Source organism: Halomicrobium sp. IBSBa, assembly GCF_017612575.1.
Taxonomy (GTDB): Archaea; Halobacteriota; Halobacteria; order Halobacteriales; family Haloarculaceae; genus Halomicrobium.
The window spans coordinates 325,812-343,874 of record NZ_JADPQC010000002.1 but is presented as its reverse complement, the minus strand read 5'-3'; the positions used below and the strand labels follow the sequence as shown (position 1 = coordinate 343,874).

Below are 18,063 nucleotides of genomic sequence, written 5' to 3'. Positions count from 1 at the left end.
CGGTTTCTCGGGGCCGAACGGCGTCGTGTGGGCGCGTCGGGGCCTGGGGACGGCGCTCGGTCACGCGAGCAGCGCCGCGTCGTCCGTTCGCCGGAGCCGCGACCGGGGGAACGAGTACCGGCGGTCGCCGTCGCCCAGATACGCCACCTCGACGACGACGTCGTCGGCCGGATACCCCTCGTTGGTAGGGTAGGCTGCGACCGTACAGTCCGCGGCGTCGACGCGGACGTCGTCGGCCCGACGATCGGTGACGCGGACGACGATCAGCCGGTCGCCCGTCTCGCGGTCGAGGACGACCGTCCCCGGATCGAGCGCGCAGGTCGCACAGAGATGGGGCGTCGGGGCGTCCTCGGGAACGAACGTTTCGGTCCGGCAGGCGTCACACGCCGCCCGGACCTGTCCCGGCGGTGGGACCCAACCGGCGGTGATCTCGATGGCCACCCGGCGGACGTGCTTGCACCGCCGGCCTCTGATCTCGTGGTCGGGACAGGTACAGCTGCCGGTCGTCGCGTCGACGACGTAGGTCGCACCGCTCTCGGAGTCGACGGCGTAGCGCGAGCCCGGAAGCGACCGCACCGCCATCGCTTCCGTCCAGGCGCGAGCGGCCCGCTCGTCGAGTCGTCGAAGGTCGGGAGCCAGTGCAGTCTTGCGCGGCGCGTCGGCGGGATCGATGAGCGTCATAGTGGTGGACACGGGTGTTTGGGGAGGTGTGTCGGTACAAACAGGTAGGTGTCGAACGCACCTAAATCGCTCGGCGAACCCTCCGAAAAGCTACTCGCCGATCGGTTGTGCGAAGCCGAAGTTCGGCTTCACGTCGTCGACCCGGACCGTGACGGTGTCGCCCGTTTCGGTCCCGGAGACGAACAGCGTGTACCCCTCGACCTTGGCGATGCCGTCGCCTTCGCTGCCCACGTCCTCGATGGTGACTTCCACCGTGTCGCCCTCGCGGACCGGCGCGGTGAGAAAGCCCTTCGCGACGAGGTACAGCTCCGACGACGAGTCCCGAGAGGCGTCGGGCCGGACCTGCCGGACGTACTCGAACTCGCTCTCGATGTCGGCCTCCAGGTCGGCGAGGTCCTGGCCGTCGAACACCTTCACCGCGAAGTCGCCGCCGGTCGCGAGCACGTCTTCGGCGACCGCGAACGCCTGGCGTGCGAGGTGGATCGAGCGGGCGTGATCGAGGTCGTACTCCCCGGTCATGTTCGGCGCGAGGTCGGAGATGACCACGTCGACCGGCCGCTCGTCGCCCTCGGCACCGACCACGTCGCGCACCTCCGCTTTCGTCGCCTCGTCGGTCATGTCCCCGCGGATCGTCTCGACTTTCGGATCGGGGTCGTCGAGGTCGTCGATGCGCTGGCGGTCGACGCCGATCACGACACCGCCGCTGCCGACGCGTTCCGCGGCGACCTGCATCCAGCCGCCGGGTGCGGCCCCGAGGTCCAGCACCGTCCGGTTCTGGCCCAGGAGGCCGGCGGTCTCGTCGAGTTGCTGTAGCTTGTAGGCCGAACGGGCGCGATACCCCTCTTGCTTGGCCCTGTTGTAGTAGTCGTCTTTCCCGGACATGTTACGGTTGCCTCCGTGAAACTCGCTCTCCGTGTCGGGACGTACTGGTGGTCATACACTGATGGACGCGGCCGAAGGGGAAAGGGACATCGAATGAGCGATCGGAACCGAAGCGACACACCACCGTACGGATGGCTGTCTGTTCGTCTCGCGTGGTCGGGGCGGCTCTCTGGAGCGACCATACCAGTGTGAGTGAGTGACTACCATATATATTATCAATTACGATATTGGTGAGATACACTCTTTATCGAACAGATCCGTCTAAAAGGTAACGTGCAATGAGTTTCCCACGCTTTACCAGACGACAACTGCTCCAGGCGACCGCCAGTGTCGGCGCGGCCGGGCTCGCAGGCTGCTCGGACATCACGGGGGATAACGAGTCGACAGGTCGACAGACAGAGACCGAACAGGTCGACGAGGATGTCACGCAGGTCGGCATGATATACGCCCTCGCCGGACTCGACGATCGATCGTTCAACGACGCCGCAAACAGGGGTATCCAGCGGGCGCGACTCGACTACGGGATCTCGTTCTCGAATCACGAACCCGAGACTCGAGACGACATCGCACTGCTCCAGCAACGACTGGCCGACAGCAAGGCACCTGACTACGATCTTCTCTGTTGTATCGGCTTCGTCCAGGAGGGATCACTGAGCGACATCGCATCCGAGTCTCCCGAGCAGCGGTTCATGATCGTCGACAGTGTCGTCGACGCCGAGAACGTGGCCAGTTACGTCTTCAGTGAGCACGAGGGGTCGTTCCAGGCCGGCCACCTCGCGGGCGAACTGACGAGTAGAGAGATCGATCTCGGTACCGGCGCGACAGTCCCCGACCAGCGGACAGTCGGCTTCGTCGGCGGTGTCGAGAATCCGCTGATCGAGCGCTTCGAGGCGGGATACCGGGCCGGGACGAACTACGCCGATTCGGACGTGACCGTCCGCTCGTCGTATCTGGGGAACTTCAGTGACATCGAAGGGGCGTACGATACTGCGAAGGCGATGTACGACGAGGGCGCAGACATCGTCTATCACGCCGCAGGCAGTGCAGGGCTCGGGGTCTTTCAGGCCGCTCAAGCGTCGAACCGGTACGCGATCGGGGTCGACGCCGACCAGTCTCGGAGCAATCCACAGTACGCCGACGTGATCCTCGCGAGCATGGTCAAGCGCGTCGACAACGCGGTCTACAGCGCCACCACCGACGTGGTCGAGAACGACTTCCAGGGCGGCAACGTCGTCTCGTTGGGCCTCGAAGCCAACGGCGTCGACCTGGTCTACGGTATCTCGCTGGAACCCGCCGTCCCCGACGAGGTCACCGCGGCACTCCAGCAGTCGAGAGACGACATCGTCGCCGGAGAGATCACGGTTCCGACGGAGGTAGAGGGGTGACGACAGATGAGTGATCGACTCACGCGCTACGGCCGTCTGCTCACGCCGTCGTTCGTCCGACAGCGGTACGCCGCACAGTTCGCGATCGCGTTTCTCGCGGTCATGATCGTCATTGCCGGGGTCGGGGGGATGACCTACGTCCAAGCCGAGGAGACGGTCGAGCGCAGTACGACGCAGCAACTGGAAGAGACCAGCAAACTCCAGGGCGAGTCCATCGGTTCGTGGGTCGCAGAGATGCGAACGAGTACCCGGTCGGTATCCAGTGGCGAACCACTCCAGTCCGACCGGACGGCGGCGGCACACATCCTGTTGCAGGATCAGTTGCTCTCGGAAGACATCGTGAGCATGCACTACGTGAACACGAGCCAGAACCGGGTCGTCGCGAGCACGGAGCTACCGATCGAAGATCGCTCACTCGACGAGGTCGACGCTCCGTGGACCGACGCAGAGGTACCCGAAGGGCCGGGAGAGAACAGCCGCGTTTGGCAGTCGGACCGCTCGTACCGCTCACCGGTTCTCAACGATCGGCCGGTGATGGCGTTCGCTAGTTCCGTCCCACAGCGGCCCAACTCCTACGTCGTCGTCGTCAGTCGGATCCAACCACAACTCGAACGGATCCAGGGGGAAAACACCGACCAACGGACGACGATCGTCAACGAAAACGGAGAGACAGTCCTCGACATCGACCGGACAGTGTCGACGACGGAACACGCCCAGCAGTTCGGGGCGATCCGGAACGGAACCGTGAACGGCACGACGACCCGGATCGGGACTGACCGTGTCTACGCGTACGCGACCGTTCCCGGCACCGACTGGGTCGCCATGACTGACATCGAGACTTCGACGGCCTTCGCCGTCCGTAACGACGTCGCCCAGTCGGTCGGGCTACTCGTGGTGCTCGGACTCCTGTCGCTCGGCGTCGTCGGAGTCGTGCTCGGCAAGCGGACGATCAGCCCGCTGACGCGACTCCGAAGCCGAGCCGAACAGATGGAGGCTGGCGACCTCGACGTCGATCTCGACACCGGGCGGGAAGACGAGATCGGCAGACTGTACGACAGTTTCGACGCGATGCGTAACTCTCTCCGGCGACGTATCACCGAGGCCGAAGAGGCACTCGAAGAGGCCGAACAGTCTCGTTCGGAGGCCGAGTCGGCACGTGAGGAAGCCGAGGCCGCGAAACAGCAGGCAGAAGCAGTCAGCCAGCAGCTCAAAGAGCAGGCCGCGGCCTACAGCGACGTGATGCGGGCAGTTGCGGACGGCGACCTCACTCGTCGGATGGACCTCGACACCGATCAGGAAGCGATGGTCGAGATCGCGACGGAGTTCAACGCGATGATCGACCAACTCGAATCGACCGTCGGCAGCGTGATGGCCTTCGCAGAGGAAGTCGCGACAGCGAGTGAAGAGGTCTCGAGCGGTGCCGGTGAGATAGAGACCACGAGCCAGACCGTCGCCGAACGGATCCAGCAGATCTCCGACGGTGCACTCCGGCAAAACGAGACACTCGAAGAGACTGCCGGCGACATGAACAACCTCTCGGCGAGCATCGAAGAAGTGGCGTCCGCGTCCGCGACGGTCGCCAACACGGCAGGCGAGACGGCAGAACGCGGAAAGGAGGGGCGAGAAGCGGCCCGCTCTGCCATCGACGACATGGCCGAGATCGAGTCACGCTCGGATGCCGCCGTCGAACAGATGCTCGAACTCCAGAGCCAGATGGACGAGATCGGCAAGGTCGTCGACTTCATCACCGACATCGCAGAGCAGACGAACCTCCTGGCACTCAACGCGAACATCGAGGCTGCCCACGCCGACGGCAGCGGCGAGGGATTCAACGTCGTCGCCGACGAGGTCAAGAATCTCGCCGAGGAGACGAAGACCGCGGCAGAGCAAATCGAGACACAGATCGACGAACTCCAGAACGCGACCGACGAGACAGTCACAGACATCCGAACGACGAGAGATCAAATCAGTAACGGGGTCGAGACCGTCAGAGAGGTCTCCAGCACGCTACAGGAGATCGTCGACGCGATCGAAGACACCAATCAGGGCGTCCAAGACATCAGCACGACCACAGACGAACAGGCCGACGCCACGCAGCGCGTCGTCAGTCAGGTCGACGAGGTCACGGAGATCAGTCAGGAGGTGACCGAGAGTGCAGAGCAAGTCTCGGCCGCCGCCGAAGAGCAGACGGCGTCGGTCGCCGAGATCGCGAGCAGTGCCGCCACGCTCAACGAGCGTGCGACGACGCTCGCAGACTCTCTGGACGCCTTCACCGTCGACGACGAATCCGAAACCGACGGCAGGGACTGATACGGATTAGTGTAGCCGTTTTCCCGGTCGACCGCACCACGGTGTGCGGTCAATCCGGTAAAGATCTACAATAATCCGTGTGAGACTGTTACCTGTCATTGCGTCACCGCGTCAACCACCTCTTGACGACGAACGCCGTTACAGGCAGACGGCCCGCGGTACGAAGGCATAGCTATCGTCGTGTAGTAGTACGTGTTTTCTGTACATCCCGAACTTGTTCGGGCGCTTCTGACGGCCTGAGAAGCCGCTTCTGTATATATGTGGTCTGGGCAGAAAGGTGCAGATGTCGGAGGCAAGCTCAATGTCATCCATTCCACGCTCGACGCGTCGCCGCGTGCTCAAGGCGCTCGGCGTCGGCGGGACGGCCGCCCTCGCTGGCTGTACCGCGCCGAGCAACCAGGAGGCGACCGAGGTATCGACGACTGATCGCGCGACCCCACAGGAGCCAAGCATGAACCCAGCTAAGGAGACCGACGTCGACCGTATCGCCGCGGACCCGACCGACATTCCCGAGCCGATCGATCGGGACGAACCCGAGACGGTCGAGGTCGAGTTGACGACCAAGGAGTTAGTCGCCGAGGTCGAGCCCGGCGTCACGTACACGTACATGGCCTTCGAGGACCAGATCCCCGGGCCGATGATCCGCGTTCGGAAGGGCGACACCGTCGAGTTGACCATCACGAACGAGGAGGGCAACTCGATGCCCCACAACATCGACCTCCACGCGGTGCGTGGCCCCGGCGGCGGCGCGGAGGCGTCGATGGTGGCACCCGGCGAGACCGAGACCTTCCGGTTCAAAGCGACGTACGCGGGCTCGTACATCTACCACTGTGCCGTGCCGAACCTCGACATGCACATTTCCTCGGGGATGTTCGGCATGATCCTCGTCGAACCGGAAGACGGGCTGCCCGAGGTCGACCACGAGTTCTACTTCGGGCAGCACGAGCTGTACACGACGGGCGAGACCGGCGAAGAGGGCCACCACGACTTCGACTTCGAGTCGATGAAGGCAGAGGACCCGACCTACGTCCTCACCAACGGGGAGAAGTACGCGATCACGCCCGACGTCCACGGCGCGCCGACGATGCAGGTGGGCGACACCGCGAGGGTGTACATGGCGGTTGGCGGTCCGAACCTCGATTCGAGCTTCCACCCCATCGGCTCCGTCTGGGACGAGGTGTACCCACAGGGTGCCATCGAGAGCGATCCCCACGTCAACGTCCAGACGACGCCGGTCAAGCCCGGATCGACGGTCATCGCGACGCTGCACGCCGAGGTGCCCGGTGCGATCAAGCTCGTCGACCACGCGCTCACCCGAGTCGCTCGCAAGGGCAACATGGCCGTCATCATGCGGGAAGGCGACGAACAGCCCGACGTGTTCGACCCCGAGCCCTGACGACGGTCGTCGCCGCACGCGCACGCGATGAATGGCGTCTTTTTTAATGGATGGGGGCGTAGCCGTGGCCAAGATGTTCAACGCCATCGTGAGCGCAGACACGCTCCAGGCGACACTCGACTCCGTGAGCGTGCTGGTGGACGAGTGCAAGATCCACCTGAACGAGGAGGGCCTCGAAATTCGCGCCGTCGATCCCGCAAACGTCGGGATGGTCGATCTCACACTCGAAGCCGCAGCCTTCGAATCCTACGAGACCGACGGCGGCCTCATCGGTGTCAACCTCTCGCGGCTCGAAGACATCGCCGGCATGGCCGACGCCGGACAGCTCGTCCACCTCGAACTGGACGAAGAGACGCGCAAGCTCCACATCGCCATCGACGGGCTGGAGTACACGCTCGCGCTGATCGACCCCGATTCGATCCGACAGGAGCCGGACCTGCCGGATCTCGACCTGGCGGCCCACGTCGTCATCGAGGGCAAAGACATCGACCGTGCCGTCACCGCCGCCGACATGGTCTCCGATCACATCGCGCTGGGTGTCGACGCCACCGACGAACTGTTCTACGTCGACGCCGAGGGCGACACCGACGACGTCCACCTCGAACTCGACCGCGAGGATCTGATCGATCTCACGCCCGGCGACGCTCACTCGCTGTTCTCGCTCGACTACCTGCAGAACATGAACAAGGCGATCCCGAAAGACGCCGAGGTCCGGATGGAGCTTGGCGACGAGTTCCCCGTCAAGATGCACTTCGACTTCGCCGAGGGACAGGGATCGGTCACCTACATGCTCGCGCCGCGCATCCAGAGCGAGTAACGCTGCCGACTACGTCTGGGGAGAAGCTCGCCAGATCGCGAATACCGCGTCGCAGTGACGGCCAGCAGTGTCAGCCGCCTTTTGCTGCTGTCTCCCGATATCGCCCCCAGTCAGAGCGATCGATACGCAGCCTGTCGAGATCGGTCGGGGAGACGACATCAGAGCCCGCCGACGCTCCGGAGCAGGCCGAGGACGCCGACGGCACCGCCCGCGATCCCGGCGAGAGCGTAGCCAGCGGCCCGGCGGCGGTACCGCCGCGCGACGCCGGCCGGCGACCCGGCGACGATCGTCGTCTGGGGACCCCGGAGGACCGGTCCGTCGTCGTCGCTCACTACCGCACCCCAGACGGTCGCGGTGTCGCCGGGCCGGAGCACGGCCTCGGTGTACTCGCGTGGCCGGTCGGCGTAGTCGGCTTCGACGCTGGGTGCGGGGTCGGCGAAGCCGTCGGGCGGCTCGCTGTCCGGTCGCCGGACGACCGACCGCTCCCCGTCGAGAGCGAGCGTCGCGTCGGTGGGATCGACACACAGCGGGCCGGAGCCGTCGTCGAGGACGAAGGGACAGCCGCCGGTGCCGCCGTCGACGGTCCCGTGGGGGTCGTCCTCGTCGTAGCGTCGCAGTCCCGGCCCGGTGACCGAGACGGACCACGACCAGCAGACCGCCGAGCGACCGGTCACGGGCGCAGCGTCGGCGTGGTCGTCGGTCACCGTACCGGACACCGCCGTCGTCCCCGTCTCGGCCCGCCCCGTGGCGTCGACCTGGTCGGGCCGGCACCGCCACCACCGGCGGGCGAAGCCGTAGCCCCCGGCCACTGCCTCGCAGGCGCCGACGAGGACGACCACCCAGAGACCGACCCGGAGGACGTATCGTCGGCTGGCGAACACCGCCTCGAACGAGACTCGCCCGCCGACAGCGACGACCAGCACGGCGACGCCGACGCCGACAGCGACGGCGACCGCCGATCGCCCCGGCGTCAGTCCGTGGCGGGTGCGGAGAGGTGCCGGTGCGCCGGCACTCTCGTAGTAGGCGTACACCGCGAGGAAGGCCACGGCCAGGAGAGCCACGAAACCCAGAAAGAGTCCGAACGGATCGGCCATAGCGGGGGTTCCGGCGGGGAGTACCTAACCGCTACGGACCGTCGACCGCGAGGGGGACCGAGCCCGCTCCGTCTTGCGACCGTCTGACGGACCCTTTTGTACGACGACCACGAGTAGCCGCGTATGGAGAGTCTCGGCGACGCCTACGGCGGTTCCCGCTGGAACGGGCGCGATCCGAGACGCGTCTACGCCGGGGTCGTGCTGTTCGCGATCGGCGTGCTCGCCGTCGTCGTCGGCATCCTCATCGTGACGACGCCGCTCGGGACGCTACTGGGAGCCGACAGCGCGACCGAGGCCCAGTCGCTGGCCGGCGTCCTCGCGGGACTTGGCGTCCCGGCGTCGCTCGCGTCGGTCGTCGTCGTCCTGCCAGCGACGCGCCGCGAACGCGTCGGCGTGCTCGCGGGCACGCTCCTCTGTGTCGTCGGCGTCGGCCTGTTCGCCTACGCCTACCCGGCCCGGTGGACCGGGACCGCCCAGTCGCTGGCCTTCCCGACCACCACGGTGTACTTTCTCGGGGGGTCGCTGGCGTTCTGGTTCGTCTTCACCGCCGTCGCGGGCTACCGGATCCGCAACAACCCACACGGCACCGTGCGGCTCGAACTGCGGCGGGAGGGCGAGACCAAGACGGTAGAACTCTCTCGCGAGGAGTACGCGGAGTACAAGCAGGTCGTCCGGGGCGACGGCGGCGAGACCGAGCAGGTCATCCGGGAACTCGAAGAGCGAGTCGACGAGTAGCGAGAGCGCGCGGCGAAGACCAGTCCGAGCCAGTCAGTCACCAGTTCGAGACGGGAAGACCGGGAGCCGACGCTGAAGTGGGTCCCGCCCGACCGTCGAGTATGCGAGTGTCGGTGATCGGCGGTTCGACGGTATCGAGCGAGGAGTACGAACTGGCCCGGCGAGTGGGGCAGTGCCTCGCCGAGCGGGGCCACCGGTCGTCTGCGGTGGACTGGGTGGAGTGATGGAGGCGGTGTGTCAGGGCGCACGCGAAGAGCGCGAGTCGACGGCCGGGCGTCGAGACGACGAGCGATCGACGACCAGCCCCGGCGCTGGCGGTCACACGATCGGCATTCTGCCGGGCGAGCGCCGGGCGGCGGCCAACGAGTACGTCGACACGGCGTTCACGCCGAGGTAGGTGATGCACGCAACGCGATCGTCGTGATGAACGGCGACGCGGTGATCGCGATCGACGGCGGTGGCGGGACGCTCTCGGAACTGGGGTACGGTCACGTCTTCGACCGCCCCATCGCGGGGCTGGGAACACACCAGATCGAGAGCCTCGACGAGATCGAACACGTCGCGACGCCGGAGGCCGCCGTCGACTACGTCGAGAGAGCGTAACTCCAGCCGTCACTGTCTGAGCTACTGTTAACAATGTATCGTCCTAGAATAATAGTTCTTATTAACTAGTGTGATAGAGTTAATAACAGAGATGACGAGACACACGACACGACGACAGTGGCTCGGAGTGCTGGCAGGTGCGACGGCCGCGGGAACGGCGGGCTGTCTGGACAGTACGGCCGGTGGGACCGACGAGACGCTCTCGGTCGCGGCGTCGTTTTTCGTCCTGGGAGATCTGGCGTCGAACGTCGCGGGCGATCGGGCGAGCGTCGAGACGCTGGTACCGGTCGGTCAGCACGGCCACGGCTGGCAGCCGGGTCCCGACGTGACTCGGCGAGCCGTCGAGGCAGACGTGTTCGTCTACATGGCCCCCGGATTCCAGCCGTGGGCCGACGACGTTGTCACCAACATCGAGTCCGGAGACAGCGACACTGCGATCATAGAGGCGAGGACCGGCGTCGACCTGCTTACGGTCCCCGAAGAGGGCGGGCACAATCACGGGAGCACCGACGAGCAAGGAGAGAACCACACCGAACACAGCGGCCACAGCGACGACCATGCGGACCACGACACCGCTCACGACGACGGCCACCACGCGGACCACGACGAGAGACCGGTCGATCCGCACTTCTGGCTCGACCCGCGGCGTGCGAGGACGGCCGTCGAGACGATCGAATCGGAGCTACAGGCAGCCGACGAGGGCAACGCGGGAGCGTACGCGGACAACGCCGAGCGATACCGAGAGCGACTCTCGGAACTCGACGAGACGTTCGAGACGGCGCTGTCCGATCGGGAGCGCGAGACGGTCCTCGTCGCGGGCCACAACGCGTTCCAGTATCTCGGCCGTCGATACGGCTTCGAGGTCGTGGCACTGACGGGGCTCTCGCCCGACGACTCGCCGACGAGCGACGACCTGCGGCGAGTCGAACGCGTCATCAGCGACCACGATCTCGACCACGTGCTCGCACCGGTGATGGAGTCAGAGCAGGCAGCAGCAGGGATCGTCTCCGACACGTCGGCACGCGAGCGACTCCCGATCACCGCGTTGCCGGGACGCCACAGCGAGTGGGCCGATCGGGGCTGGGGCTACGAGCAGATCATGTCGGAGGTGAACCTGCCGACCCTCGAGACGGCACTGGGGTCACGATGACGGCCGCTCGGCTGGACGACGTGAGCTTCGGCTACGGAGCGACACCGGTCGTCGAGTCGGTGAGTCTCCGGATCGAGCGCGGCGAGTTTCTGGGCATTCTCGGCCCGAACGGATCCGGCAAGAGTACGCTCGTCGAGCTGTTGCTGGGGCTACGCGAGCCGGACGCGGGGACGGTGAGCCTGTTCGGAGAGCCCGCCGCCGACGCCGCCGGCCGCGTCGGCTACGTCCAGCAGGACGTGACCGCGACCGCCAACGGCGTGCCATTGACGGTCACAGAGCTCGTCGAGACGGGCCGAGACTGTCGTTTCGGCGGGCTCGATGCAGACGACCGAGCGGCCGTACAGCGAGCGATGGAGCGAGTCGGAATCGAGGACCTCGCTACCGATCGGCTCGACCGGCTCTCAGGTGGACAGCGCCAGCGTGCGTTCATCGCGCGGACACTCGCAGCCGCAGCCGATCTGCTCGTCCTCGACGAGCCGACAGTCGGAATCGACGCGACGGCACGCGAAGCGTTCTACGGTCTCCTTCACGAGCTGAACGCGGACGGGATGACGATCGTACTCGTCGAGCACGACATCGGTGTCGTCACAGAGTATGCGACACGGGTCGCCTGCCTGAACCGGCGACTCCACTTCCACGGGCCACCCGACGAACTGGACGACAGCGGCGGGTTCGAGCGTACCTACGGCGACGACCAGCGCGTATTGCGACACGATCACGCATGAGCGCCAGCAGAACGGCCACGGTCGTCGTGGCGTCGGTGTTCCTGGCTGGCGTCGCACAGCTCCGACCAGCAGCGCTGTTCGAGACAGTCGACACCGTCGCCTGCGGCGTCGGGGCACCGCTCGGGATCGAACTGCTGTGTTACCCGTTCATGCAGCGGGCACTGGTCACAGCCGTCTGTATCGGCGTCGCAGCGCCGCTGGTCGGTAGCTTCCTCGTTCACCGACGGATGGCGATGATCGGTGACGCGCTGGCACACACCGCCTTTGCCGGGGTCGCCGTCGGACTTCTGGTCGGCTCTGTCACCGGGCTCCCGGTCTCGCCCTACGTCGCCGCGCTCGTCGTGGCTGTCGTCGCAGCCCTCGTCATCGAAACGCTCACAGCACGCACCGAAACGAGCGGCGACGTGTCGATGGCGATCGTTCTCGCGGGTGGGTTCGCACTCGGGACAGTGTTGATCAGCGCCACCGGTGGCGGACTGTCGGTCGGCATCAAGCAGTACCTGTTCGGATCGCTGGCGACGGTGACACGGCCAAACGCGGCACTGCTGATCTCGCTAACGGCCCTCGTCGTCGCCGTCGTCGCCCTCGCGTACCGCCCGCTGCTCGCGGTGACTGTCGACGAGACTGCCGCCCGGATCACCGGTCTCGACGTGCGACGATACAATCAGCTGCTGGTCGTGTTGACAGCCATCGTAGTCGTCGCTGCGATGCAGATTCTCGGGATCATCCTCGTGGCTGCGATGCTCGTCGTCCCGGTCGCGACCGCGACGCCACGAGCCCGGAGCTTCGTCGATGCACTCGCTCGGAGCGTCGTCGCGGCACAGGTGGCCGTCGTCGGAGGCGTGACCGTCGCGTATCTCGGCGGCATCGCAGTCGGCGGGACCATCGTACTGCTGGCGATCGGGCTCTACGCCCTGGAGACGGTCCGAGCCGGACAGACGTTTACAGCCAGTCGGTGAAGCTTCCGTCGAGCAGCGTCTCGGACTGGTGGTCGACGTAGCGTGACTGCATCCCCCAGATCGCCTCCGTCAGCGGGACGCCCTCGTCGACGGCCGTCTGGACCTGCTCGTGTTTCCAGCGGGCGGGAGTGAGCCGCCGGTCGACGCGCTCCTTGAGCGGCTGGATGTATGCGAGGGCCTGCTCCGTCGAGAGCCCCCGTCCCTCCAGTCCCTCGCGGGCGAGTTCGAACAGCTCACCGTAGATCTCGTCGACGGCGCTGGTCTCGGTGCCGTCGGCGGTGATCCACTCGAAGTCGGCCCGGAGTCCGTCGCGAGCGGCCGCGTAGAAGTTCGCCTCGGCCGTTTTCCAGTCCAGCGAGCGCACGGGGTGTTCCAGCCGGGGGAGGCTCTTCATCAGGCCGGCGAACACGGCCTGGAAGGCGACGGCGTCGCTGACGGTCGGTTGCCCGGGCAGGGGCCGAAACTCGATGCGGGCGTTGGCGGCCGACCGCGTCGCGCCGTCGAACACCGGTCGGACCCACCGCCAGTACGAGCCGTGTTTGTGCCGAAGGTGTGCGAAGGCGTCGTCGAAGCGCTCGCCCGTCGACACCGACATCGGGACGATCGTGGTGTCGGCGACCACGTCGTCGATGGCCGCCTCGACGGTCTCGAAGTCCGTCGGGAAGGTGACTTTCGGCTGCGCGTCCGTCCCGGAGCCGGTCTCGCGCGGGTTCAGCACCGACTCGAAGACGCCGATCCGGTGTTCCATGTGGGCCTCGTCGACGATCTGGCTGTCGGGCACGTCGTCGTAGAGCTCCGGCGGGAAGAACGGGGAGTTGACCCCCAGCGCGACCAGCGGGCCGGCGATCCGCAAGGCGTACCGGAAGTACTCCGGGAGATCGGGCGCGTGCGGGATCTGGTAGTGGGGCTGAATCGAGGTGATGAGGCTCTCGGGCATCACGGTGTCGGCCTGGAGCGAGACGTTGGGCGCGTCCAGGGCCATCCCCGACGGGTAGTCCGTGTTCGCCATCGCGTGGTAGCGTACCGCGGCGGACATGTTGGTCGCGATGCGGATGCCCTGCTCCTCGACAGAGTCACAGAGGTAGCCACTCGCGGTCTCGCCGTTCGGCGGGACCGTCCACATTCCGTCGGAGACCAGCTGGATGTTCTCCGTGTGTGTCTGTTCGAGCGCGGGCGCGAGGTTGGCCCGCAATTCTGCGAGCTGGGCCTCCAGTCCGTGTTCGTTGAGCGGTTGGGGGCTGGTCTGCATCTCGGCGTTGTGCAGCCCCAGCTCCTTCTCGAAGCCGATCAGCTCCAGGAGGTTCCGGGGCACGCGCTGGAGAGCGTCGGTCCGATCGTCGACGGCGTACAGCTCCAGTTCCAGCCCGACGATCGCTTCGGTGTTGTCGAAGGTGCCATCGCGGACCTCCGCTTTGAGCCACTCGGCCTCTTCGGCGGCGCGATCCTCGAACTCGTCGCCGTCGACCGACAGTGCCGCTCGCACTCGTTGCGCCAGTTCCGAGGCAGACATGCAAGCGGCTTCTCCGGCCCCAGTGTTAAAAAGGCCGTCCCGGCATCCCTCAGCGTTCGGGCAGCGGGACGACGACGACCGGAGACCCCGCCCGTTCGAGGAGCGCCCGGACAGTCGAGCCGACGCCCTCGGCACCTTCGACGCCCCGGTTCGGCCCGGCCAGGACCACGTCGGGGGCTCGCCGTTCGATGGCGTCGAGCAGCGTCTCGGTCGGCTCGCCGTCGGGAGTCTCTACCGTCGGCGCGACGGCGGCCAGTCGCGACCGGGCGACGTTGGCCGCGTCACCGGCGTCGCGGTCGGGACTGTCGGCCTCCCGGACCGCCACGACGACGACCTCGTCGGTCGCCGGATCGAGGCGCTCCTGGAGGTAGTCGGCGGCGGCGGCCGTGACGTGGACGGACGACGTGGCGACGAGATACTCCGTCATGCCCGCTCGGTCGACCGCTGTCGGCAAATCCGTTGGGATCGCGACGAGCGGGAGACTTTTTTCCGCCGGGGTGCAGGAGTCGGGTAGATGGAGCTCGAATCGGTCTCCGGCGTTGGGGAGAAGACGGCGGCGGCACTGGCCGAACTCGACGATCCCGAGCGGGCGCTTCGCGAGGGGGACGTGGCGACGCTGGCCCAGGCCCCGGGGATCAGCGAGGGACGGGCCGCCCGGATCGCGCGAGCGGCCATCCGGGACGAACACGACGATCCCGGCGGGTGGGCTGCGACGAGTCGCGCACGCGAGATTTACCGGGAGGCACTGGGGCTCTTACAGGACCGGACCGTCACCGACTACGCCGAGAAGCGCCTGGAGACGATCTATCCCAGCGTCGTCCCCGAGCGCATCGCGGCCGTCCGGGAGCGAGCGCGGGCGGCGATGGAACGTGAACCCGACGAAGCGGTCCGCGACGCGCTGTCGGCCGTCGAACCCCTGGCAGATCCCAGCGACGTGCGCGTCCGAGACCGGTGTCTGGCGACGACCGACGCCGAGCGCTACGCCGAGGCACAGGCGGCGATCCCAGAAGTCACCGTCGAGGTGGTCGACGACGCCAGACAGCTCGCTGAGCTGGGTCGCAGCTACGCGACCGTCGTCGCGCTGGACGAGTCGTTCGCCGGCCTCGACGTGGACGGTGACGTGCGCGTCCAGCCCGACGCACTGGAGAACCCCGCCGACGTGGTCCCCGAGCGCCCGCTTGCGTTTTTCACGCGCAACCGGGACCGAATCCGGGCGGCCGTCGCGGTACACCGTGTGGTCGACCTCGATGCCCCCTGTGATCTGGACGCCCTGGAGAGCGCGCTGGACCGGCTCGCCGAAGACGGTAGCGTGCGGGGCGACGACGAACTCGATCGGCTGACCGTCGCCGTCGACGACCTCGACGCGGCGGTCTCGACGGCCGAATCCGCCGCCAACGACCACCTCCGGGAGGCAATCGAAGAGCGAGACGTGACCATCGAGGGGACGGACCTGCTCTCGCTGGTCGAGCGGGGGGCCGGAGTGGACTCGCTGCTGTCCAGAGAGCTGGCCGACGAGTACGACGCCGCCGTCGGGAAGGCCCGCGACCGCCTGATCGAGACGCTGGGTCTGACAGACACCGAGGCGGTCGCACGGCGGGCCTTCCCCGACGATCCGACCTACCCAGTCGAACACAACGAGGAGGCCGTCTCGCGCCTGCGCGAGGAACTGACCGCCGCACGAGACCAGCGGGCAACGCGGCTGAAACGAGCGCTGGCCGACGACCTCGCAGAGATGCGCGGGGCCGCCGAGACGCTCGTCGAGAACGCGCTCGAACTGGACGTCGAGCTCGCGATCGCCCGGTTCGCCGCCGACTTCGACTGTACGATGCCCGAAGTAGGAGGAGTCGGCGGGACCGGCGACGATCCCGGCTTCGCCATCGAGGGCGGGCGCTCACCGCTGCTGGACGTGGCCTTCGAAGCCGTCGAGCCCGTCGACTACCGCGTCGACGGCGTGGCGCTGCTGTCGGGGGTCAACAGCGGCGGGAAGACCTCGACGCTGGATCTGGTGGCGCTGGTGACGACGCTGGCCCACATGGGCCTGCCCGTCCCGGCCGAGCACGCCCGGATCGGCCGCGTCCGGGAACTACACTACCACGCCAAGACACAGGGGACGCTGGACGCGGGGGCCTTCGAGGCGACGCTGCGCGATTTCGGCGCGCTGGTCGACGGTGTCGACGGGAGTCCGGGCGACGCTCGCGCCGGCCGCGTGATGGTGCTGGTCGACGAACTGGAGTCGATCACCGAGCCCGGCGCGGCGGCGACGATCGTCGCCGGCATCCTCGAAGCCCTCGCCGAGCGCGACGCGACGGGCGTGTTCGTCTCGCATCTCGCGGGCGACATCATCGAGGCGGCGGACGCGGAACTGAGCGTCGACGGCATCCAGGCCGAGGGGCTGGTCGACGGCGAACTGCGAGTCAATCGCTCGCCGGTTAAGGGCACGCTGGCCCGCTCGACGCCGGAGCTGATCGTCGAGAAGCTGGCCGACGACGCCGAGGGCGACTTCTACGGCGACCTGCTCGGGAAGTTCGAGTAGCGAACCCTATTTGTAGCGCCGGCACTGCGTCTCGGACGATGCGACGACGCACGTTCCTCCGCGTGACCGGCGTGAGCGCGACCGGCGCTCTGGCCGGCTGTGCCAGCAGCGGCGACTCAGAAACGGCCACGCCCGGCGACGACGAGGTGCTGGTCGGACCGAACGGCAGGTACGTCTTCCAGCCCGATCCGCTGACCGTCACGACGGGGACGACGGTCACCTGGCGGTTCCAGAGCCCGAACCACAACGTCAGCTGTCGGCCCGACGGGTGGGACAGCGCCTCGCTTCCCGAGGGGGCCGAACCGTTCTCCAGCTACGAGGCCGGCAACAGCTACGAGACCCTCCAGGAAGGCGAGACCTTCGAGCACACCTTCGAGGTCCCGGGCACGTACGACTACATCTGTACGCCCCACGTGGCAAACGGGATGGTGGGGACGGTCGTCGTCGAAGAGTGAAGCGGCGACGCGGCCACCCTCAAAGCCGGTTCCACGCGGACTGGACCGTCCCCGCCGGATCGTCCGCGAGCGCAAGCACCGCCGGGAGCAGGTCGTACTTCACCGCCCGGAGCCCCACGATGCCGAGGCCGCCCGCCAGCACACCGGCACCGACGATACCCGGAACGGCCCCGAAGCCGTTCGTGAACTCGGGGACGATCACCGCGAGCACGCTCACGAACGCGATCAGCGCCAGCCCGATCTTCAACAGTGCGTCCGAGAGGCGTTTCCACCGACCCGGGCGGTAGCTCTCCGCGAGGTCGGCCGCGACGCGCTGTCGGCGCTGTTCGCTCGTCTGGATCGAGAGGGCTTCGAGTGACGGCGTCTCGTCCGTCTCGACCGCGCTCCGACGCTGCTGTGCCCGTTCGAGCAGGTCGTCGCGGTCGACGTCGTTGATCGCTCTGCATCGCTCGACCGTCAGATACGCGTCGGCGAGGCGCGCTTCGAGCAGTTCGTCGGAGTGGTCCTCGAAGGCCAGCTCGAACTGCCGGTCCGGGTAGTCGACGAGCAGTTCGAAGTCCTCGACGCCCGCAGCGACGCGCGAGCGGATCTTTCGCTGATCCCGGCGACGTTTCGCCTGCTCTACGTCCGCGAAGTCGGTTCGGACGCGCTCGCGCTGGGTCCGCGTGAGCAGCGAGGAAACCCGATCGGCCATGTGTCGTCGTAGAGCGATAGCACATTTCACTCTACTGTTCGACGCGGCCGTCCGGTCGTGGACGCCGCTCGTTCGGGGCGAGTGTACGGGCGTACACGATCAGCCAGAGTGAACAGAGACGGGCGTACACGCCG

General features: G+C 66.9%; 16 protein-coding genes and 1 pseudogene. 11 read left to right on the top strand and 6 right to left on the bottom strand.

All coding sequences use genetic code 11. The features are described from left to right. Positions 1-60: 60 nt before the first annotated feature. Positions 61-681: an SWIM zinc finger family protein gene (locus IL252_RS08425; RefSeq protein WP_208627633.1), complete on the bottom strand. Its 621-nt coding sequence runs from the start codon at positions 679-681 to the stop codon at positions 61-63. Between the two features lie 90 nt (positions 682-771). Next, the gene (locus IL252_RS08420; RefSeq protein WP_208627632.1) at positions 772-1,563 is read right to left on the bottom strand and encodes a 23S rRNA (uridine(2552)-2'-O)-methyltransferase; all 792 of its coding nucleotides are present in this window, start codon (positions 1,561-1,563) and stop codon (positions 772-774) included. A gap of 278 nt (positions 1,564-1,841) precedes the next feature. Between IL252_RS08420 and IL252_RS08415 the strand changes: the two genes are divergently transcribed. The 4 genes from IL252_RS08415 to IL252_RS08400 all read left to right on the top strand — a co-directional run bounded on the left by IL252_RS08415 (position 1,842) and on the right by IL252_RS08400 (position 7,471). Beyond that, entirely contained in the window at positions 1,842-2,948 is a 1,107-nt protein-coding gene (locus tag IL252_RS08415; RefSeq protein WP_208627631.1) for a BMP family protein, read from the top strand. 6 nt (positions 2,949-2,954) lie between these two features. Further along, a complete protein-coding gene (locus tag IL252_RS08410) occupies positions 2,955-5,258 on the top strand; it encodes a methyl-accepting chemotaxis protein (RefSeq protein ID WP_208627630.1) in 2,304 nt (767 codons plus the stop codon). A gap of 301 nt (positions 5,259-5,559) precedes the next feature. After that, positions 5,560-6,654: a copper-containing nitrite reductase gene (gene nirK / locus IL252_RS08405; protein WP_208627629.1), complete on the top strand. Its 1,095-nt coding sequence runs from the start codon at positions 5,560-5,562 to the stop codon at positions 6,652-6,654. A 73-nt stretch (positions 6,655-6,727) separates the two neighbouring features. After that, a complete protein-coding gene (locus tag IL252_RS08400) occupies positions 6,728-7,471 on the top strand; it encodes a DNA polymerase sliding clamp (RefSeq protein ID WP_153552181.1) in 744 nt (247 codons plus the stop codon). A gap of 158 nt (positions 7,472-7,629) precedes the next feature. On the opposite strand, the gene IL252_RS08395 is transcribed toward IL252_RS08400, so the two are convergent. Next, positions 7,630-8,565 (bottom strand): GIDE domain-containing protein, encoded by a 936-nt coding sequence (locus tag IL252_RS08395; RefSeq protein WP_208627628.1) that lies wholly within the window; start codon positions 8,563-8,565, stop codon positions 7,630-7,632. Between the two features lie 123 nt (positions 8,566-8,688). Here IL252_RS08395 and IL252_RS08390 point away from each other — a divergent pair, with 123 nt between their 5' ends. The 5 genes and pseudogenes from IL252_RS08390 to IL252_RS08370 all read left to right on the top strand — a co-directional run bounded on the left by IL252_RS08390 (position 8,689) and on the right by IL252_RS08370 (position 12,737). Then, the gene (locus IL252_RS08390; RefSeq protein WP_208627627.1) at positions 8,689-9,300 is read left to right on the top strand and encodes a hypothetical protein; all 612 of its coding nucleotides are present in this window, start codon (positions 8,689-8,691) and stop codon (positions 9,298-9,300) included. A gap of 101 nt (positions 9,301-9,401) precedes the next feature. Then, positions 9,402-9,903: pseudogene (locus IL252_RS08385) on the top strand (TIGR00725 family protein). Between the two features lie 91 nt (positions 9,904-9,994). Beyond that, positions 9,995-11,053, top strand: a complete 1,059-nt coding sequence (locus IL252_RS08380; protein ID WP_208627626.1) for a metal ABC transporter substrate-binding protein — start codon at positions 9,995-9,997, stop codon at positions 11,051-11,053. Beyond that, positions 11,050-11,778 (top strand): metal ABC transporter ATP-binding protein, encoded by a 729-nt coding sequence (locus IL252_RS08375; protein WP_208627625.1) that lies wholly within the window; start codon positions 11,050-11,052, stop codon positions 11,776-11,778. Before IL252_RS08380 ends, IL252_RS08375 begins: the two co-directional genes overlap by 4 nt. Then, positions 11,775-12,737, top strand: a complete 963-nt coding sequence (locus IL252_RS08370; RefSeq protein WP_208627624.1) for a metal ABC transporter permease — start codon at positions 11,775-11,777, stop codon at positions 12,735-12,737. Before IL252_RS08375 ends, IL252_RS08370 begins: the two co-directional genes overlap by 4 nt. Here IL252_RS08370 and IL252_RS08365 read toward each other — a convergent pair. Then, the gene (locus tag IL252_RS08365; RefSeq protein WP_208627623.1) at positions 12,721-14,247 is read right to left on the bottom strand and encodes a hypothetical protein; all 1,527 of its coding nucleotides are present in this window, start codon (positions 14,245-14,247) and stop codon (positions 12,721-12,723) included. The genes IL252_RS08370 and IL252_RS08365 overlap by 17 nt on opposite strands. A gap of 49 nt (positions 14,248-14,296) precedes the next feature. Then, on the bottom strand, positions 14,297-14,674 hold the full coding sequence (locus tag IL252_RS08360; RefSeq protein WP_208627622.1) for a universal stress protein: 378 nt from the start codon (positions 14,672-14,674) through the stop codon (positions 14,297-14,299). 87 nt (positions 14,675-14,761) lie between these two features. Here IL252_RS08360 and IL252_RS08355 point away from each other — a divergent pair, with 87 nt between their 5' ends. Both IL252_RS08355 and IL252_RS08350 read left to right on the top strand, forming a co-directional pair. After that, positions 14,762-16,780 (top strand): helix-hairpin-helix domain-containing protein, encoded by a 2,019-nt coding sequence (locus IL252_RS08355; protein ID WP_208627621.1) that lies wholly within the window; start codon positions 14,762-14,764, stop codon positions 16,778-16,780. Between the two features lie 38 nt (positions 16,781-16,818). Then, complete coding sequence (locus IL252_RS08350) at positions 16,819-17,235, top strand: plastocyanin/azurin family copper-binding protein (protein ID WP_208627620.1); 417 nt, start codon at positions 16,819-16,821, stop codon at positions 17,233-17,235. A gap of 19 nt (positions 17,236-17,254) precedes the next feature. Here IL252_RS08350 and IL252_RS08345 read toward each other — a convergent pair whose 3' ends face one another. Then, on the bottom strand, positions 17,255-17,929 hold the full coding sequence (locus tag IL252_RS08345; RefSeq protein WP_208627619.1) for a hypothetical protein: 675 nt from the start codon (positions 17,927-17,929) through the stop codon (positions 17,255-17,257). Positions 17,930-18,063: the final 134 nt, after the last annotated feature.

What these genes read in the sequence shown, in the direction of transcription:
- IL252_RS08425 (WP_208627633.1), bottom strand. Translation starts at nt 681, where the DNA reads ATGACGCTCATCGATCCCGCCGACGCGCCGCGCAAGACTGCACTGGCT.
- IL252_RS08420 (WP_208627632.1), bottom strand. Translation starts at nt 1,563, where the DNA reads ATGTCCGGGAAAGACGACTACTACAACAGGGCCAAGCAAGAGGGGTAT.
- IL252_RS08415 (WP_208627631.1), top strand. Translation starts at nt 1,842, where the DNA reads ATGAGTTTCCCACGCTTTACCAGACGACAACTGCTCCAGGCGACCGCC.
- IL252_RS08410 (WP_208627630.1), top strand. Translation starts at nt 2,955, where the DNA reads ATGAGTGATCGACTCACGCGCTACGGCCGTCTGCTCACGCCGTCGTTC.
- nirK (WP_208627629.1), top strand. Translation starts at nt 5,560, where the DNA reads ATGTCATCCATTCCACGCTCGACGCGTCGCCGCGTGCTCAAGGCGCTC.
- IL252_RS08400 (WP_153552181.1), top strand. Translation starts at nt 6,728, where the DNA reads ATGTTCAACGCCATCGTGAGCGCAGACACGCTCCAGGCGACACTCGAC.
- IL252_RS08395 (WP_208627628.1), bottom strand. Translation starts at nt 8,565, where the DNA reads ATGGCCGATCCGTTCGGACTCTTTCTGGGTTTCGTGGCTCTCCTGGCC.
- IL252_RS08390 (WP_208627627.1), top strand. Translation starts at nt 8,689, where the DNA reads ATGGAGAGTCTCGGCGACGCCTACGGCGGTTCCCGCTGGAACGGGCGC.
- IL252_RS08380 (WP_208627626.1), top strand. Translation starts at nt 9,995, where the DNA reads ATGACGAGACACACGACACGACGACAGTGGCTCGGAGTGCTGGCAGGT.
- IL252_RS08375 (WP_208627625.1), top strand. Translation starts at nt 11,050, where the DNA reads ATGACGGCCGCTCGGCTGGACGACGTGAGCTTCGGCTACGGAGCGACA.
- IL252_RS08370 (WP_208627624.1), top strand. Translation starts at nt 11,775, where the DNA reads ATGAGCGCCAGCAGAACGGCCACGGTCGTCGTGGCGTCGGTGTTCCTG.
- IL252_RS08365 (WP_208627623.1), bottom strand. Translation starts at nt 14,247, where the DNA reads ATGTCTGCCTCGGAACTGGCGCAACGAGTGCGAGCGGCACTGTCGGTC.
- IL252_RS08360 (WP_208627622.1), bottom strand. Translation starts at nt 14,674, where the DNA reads ATGACGGAGTATCTCGTCGCCACGTCGTCCGTCCACGTCACGGCCGCC.
- IL252_RS08355 (WP_208627621.1), top strand. Translation starts at nt 14,762, where the DNA reads ATGGAGCTCGAATCGGTCTCCGGCGTTGGGGAGAAGACGGCGGCGGCA.
- IL252_RS08350 (WP_208627620.1), top strand. Translation starts at nt 16,819, where the DNA reads ATGCGACGACGCACGTTCCTCCGCGTGACCGGCGTGAGCGCGACCGGC.
- IL252_RS08345 (WP_208627619.1), bottom strand. Translation starts at nt 17,929, where the DNA reads ATGGCCGATCGGGTTTCCTCGCTGCTCACGCGGACCCAGCGCGAGCGC.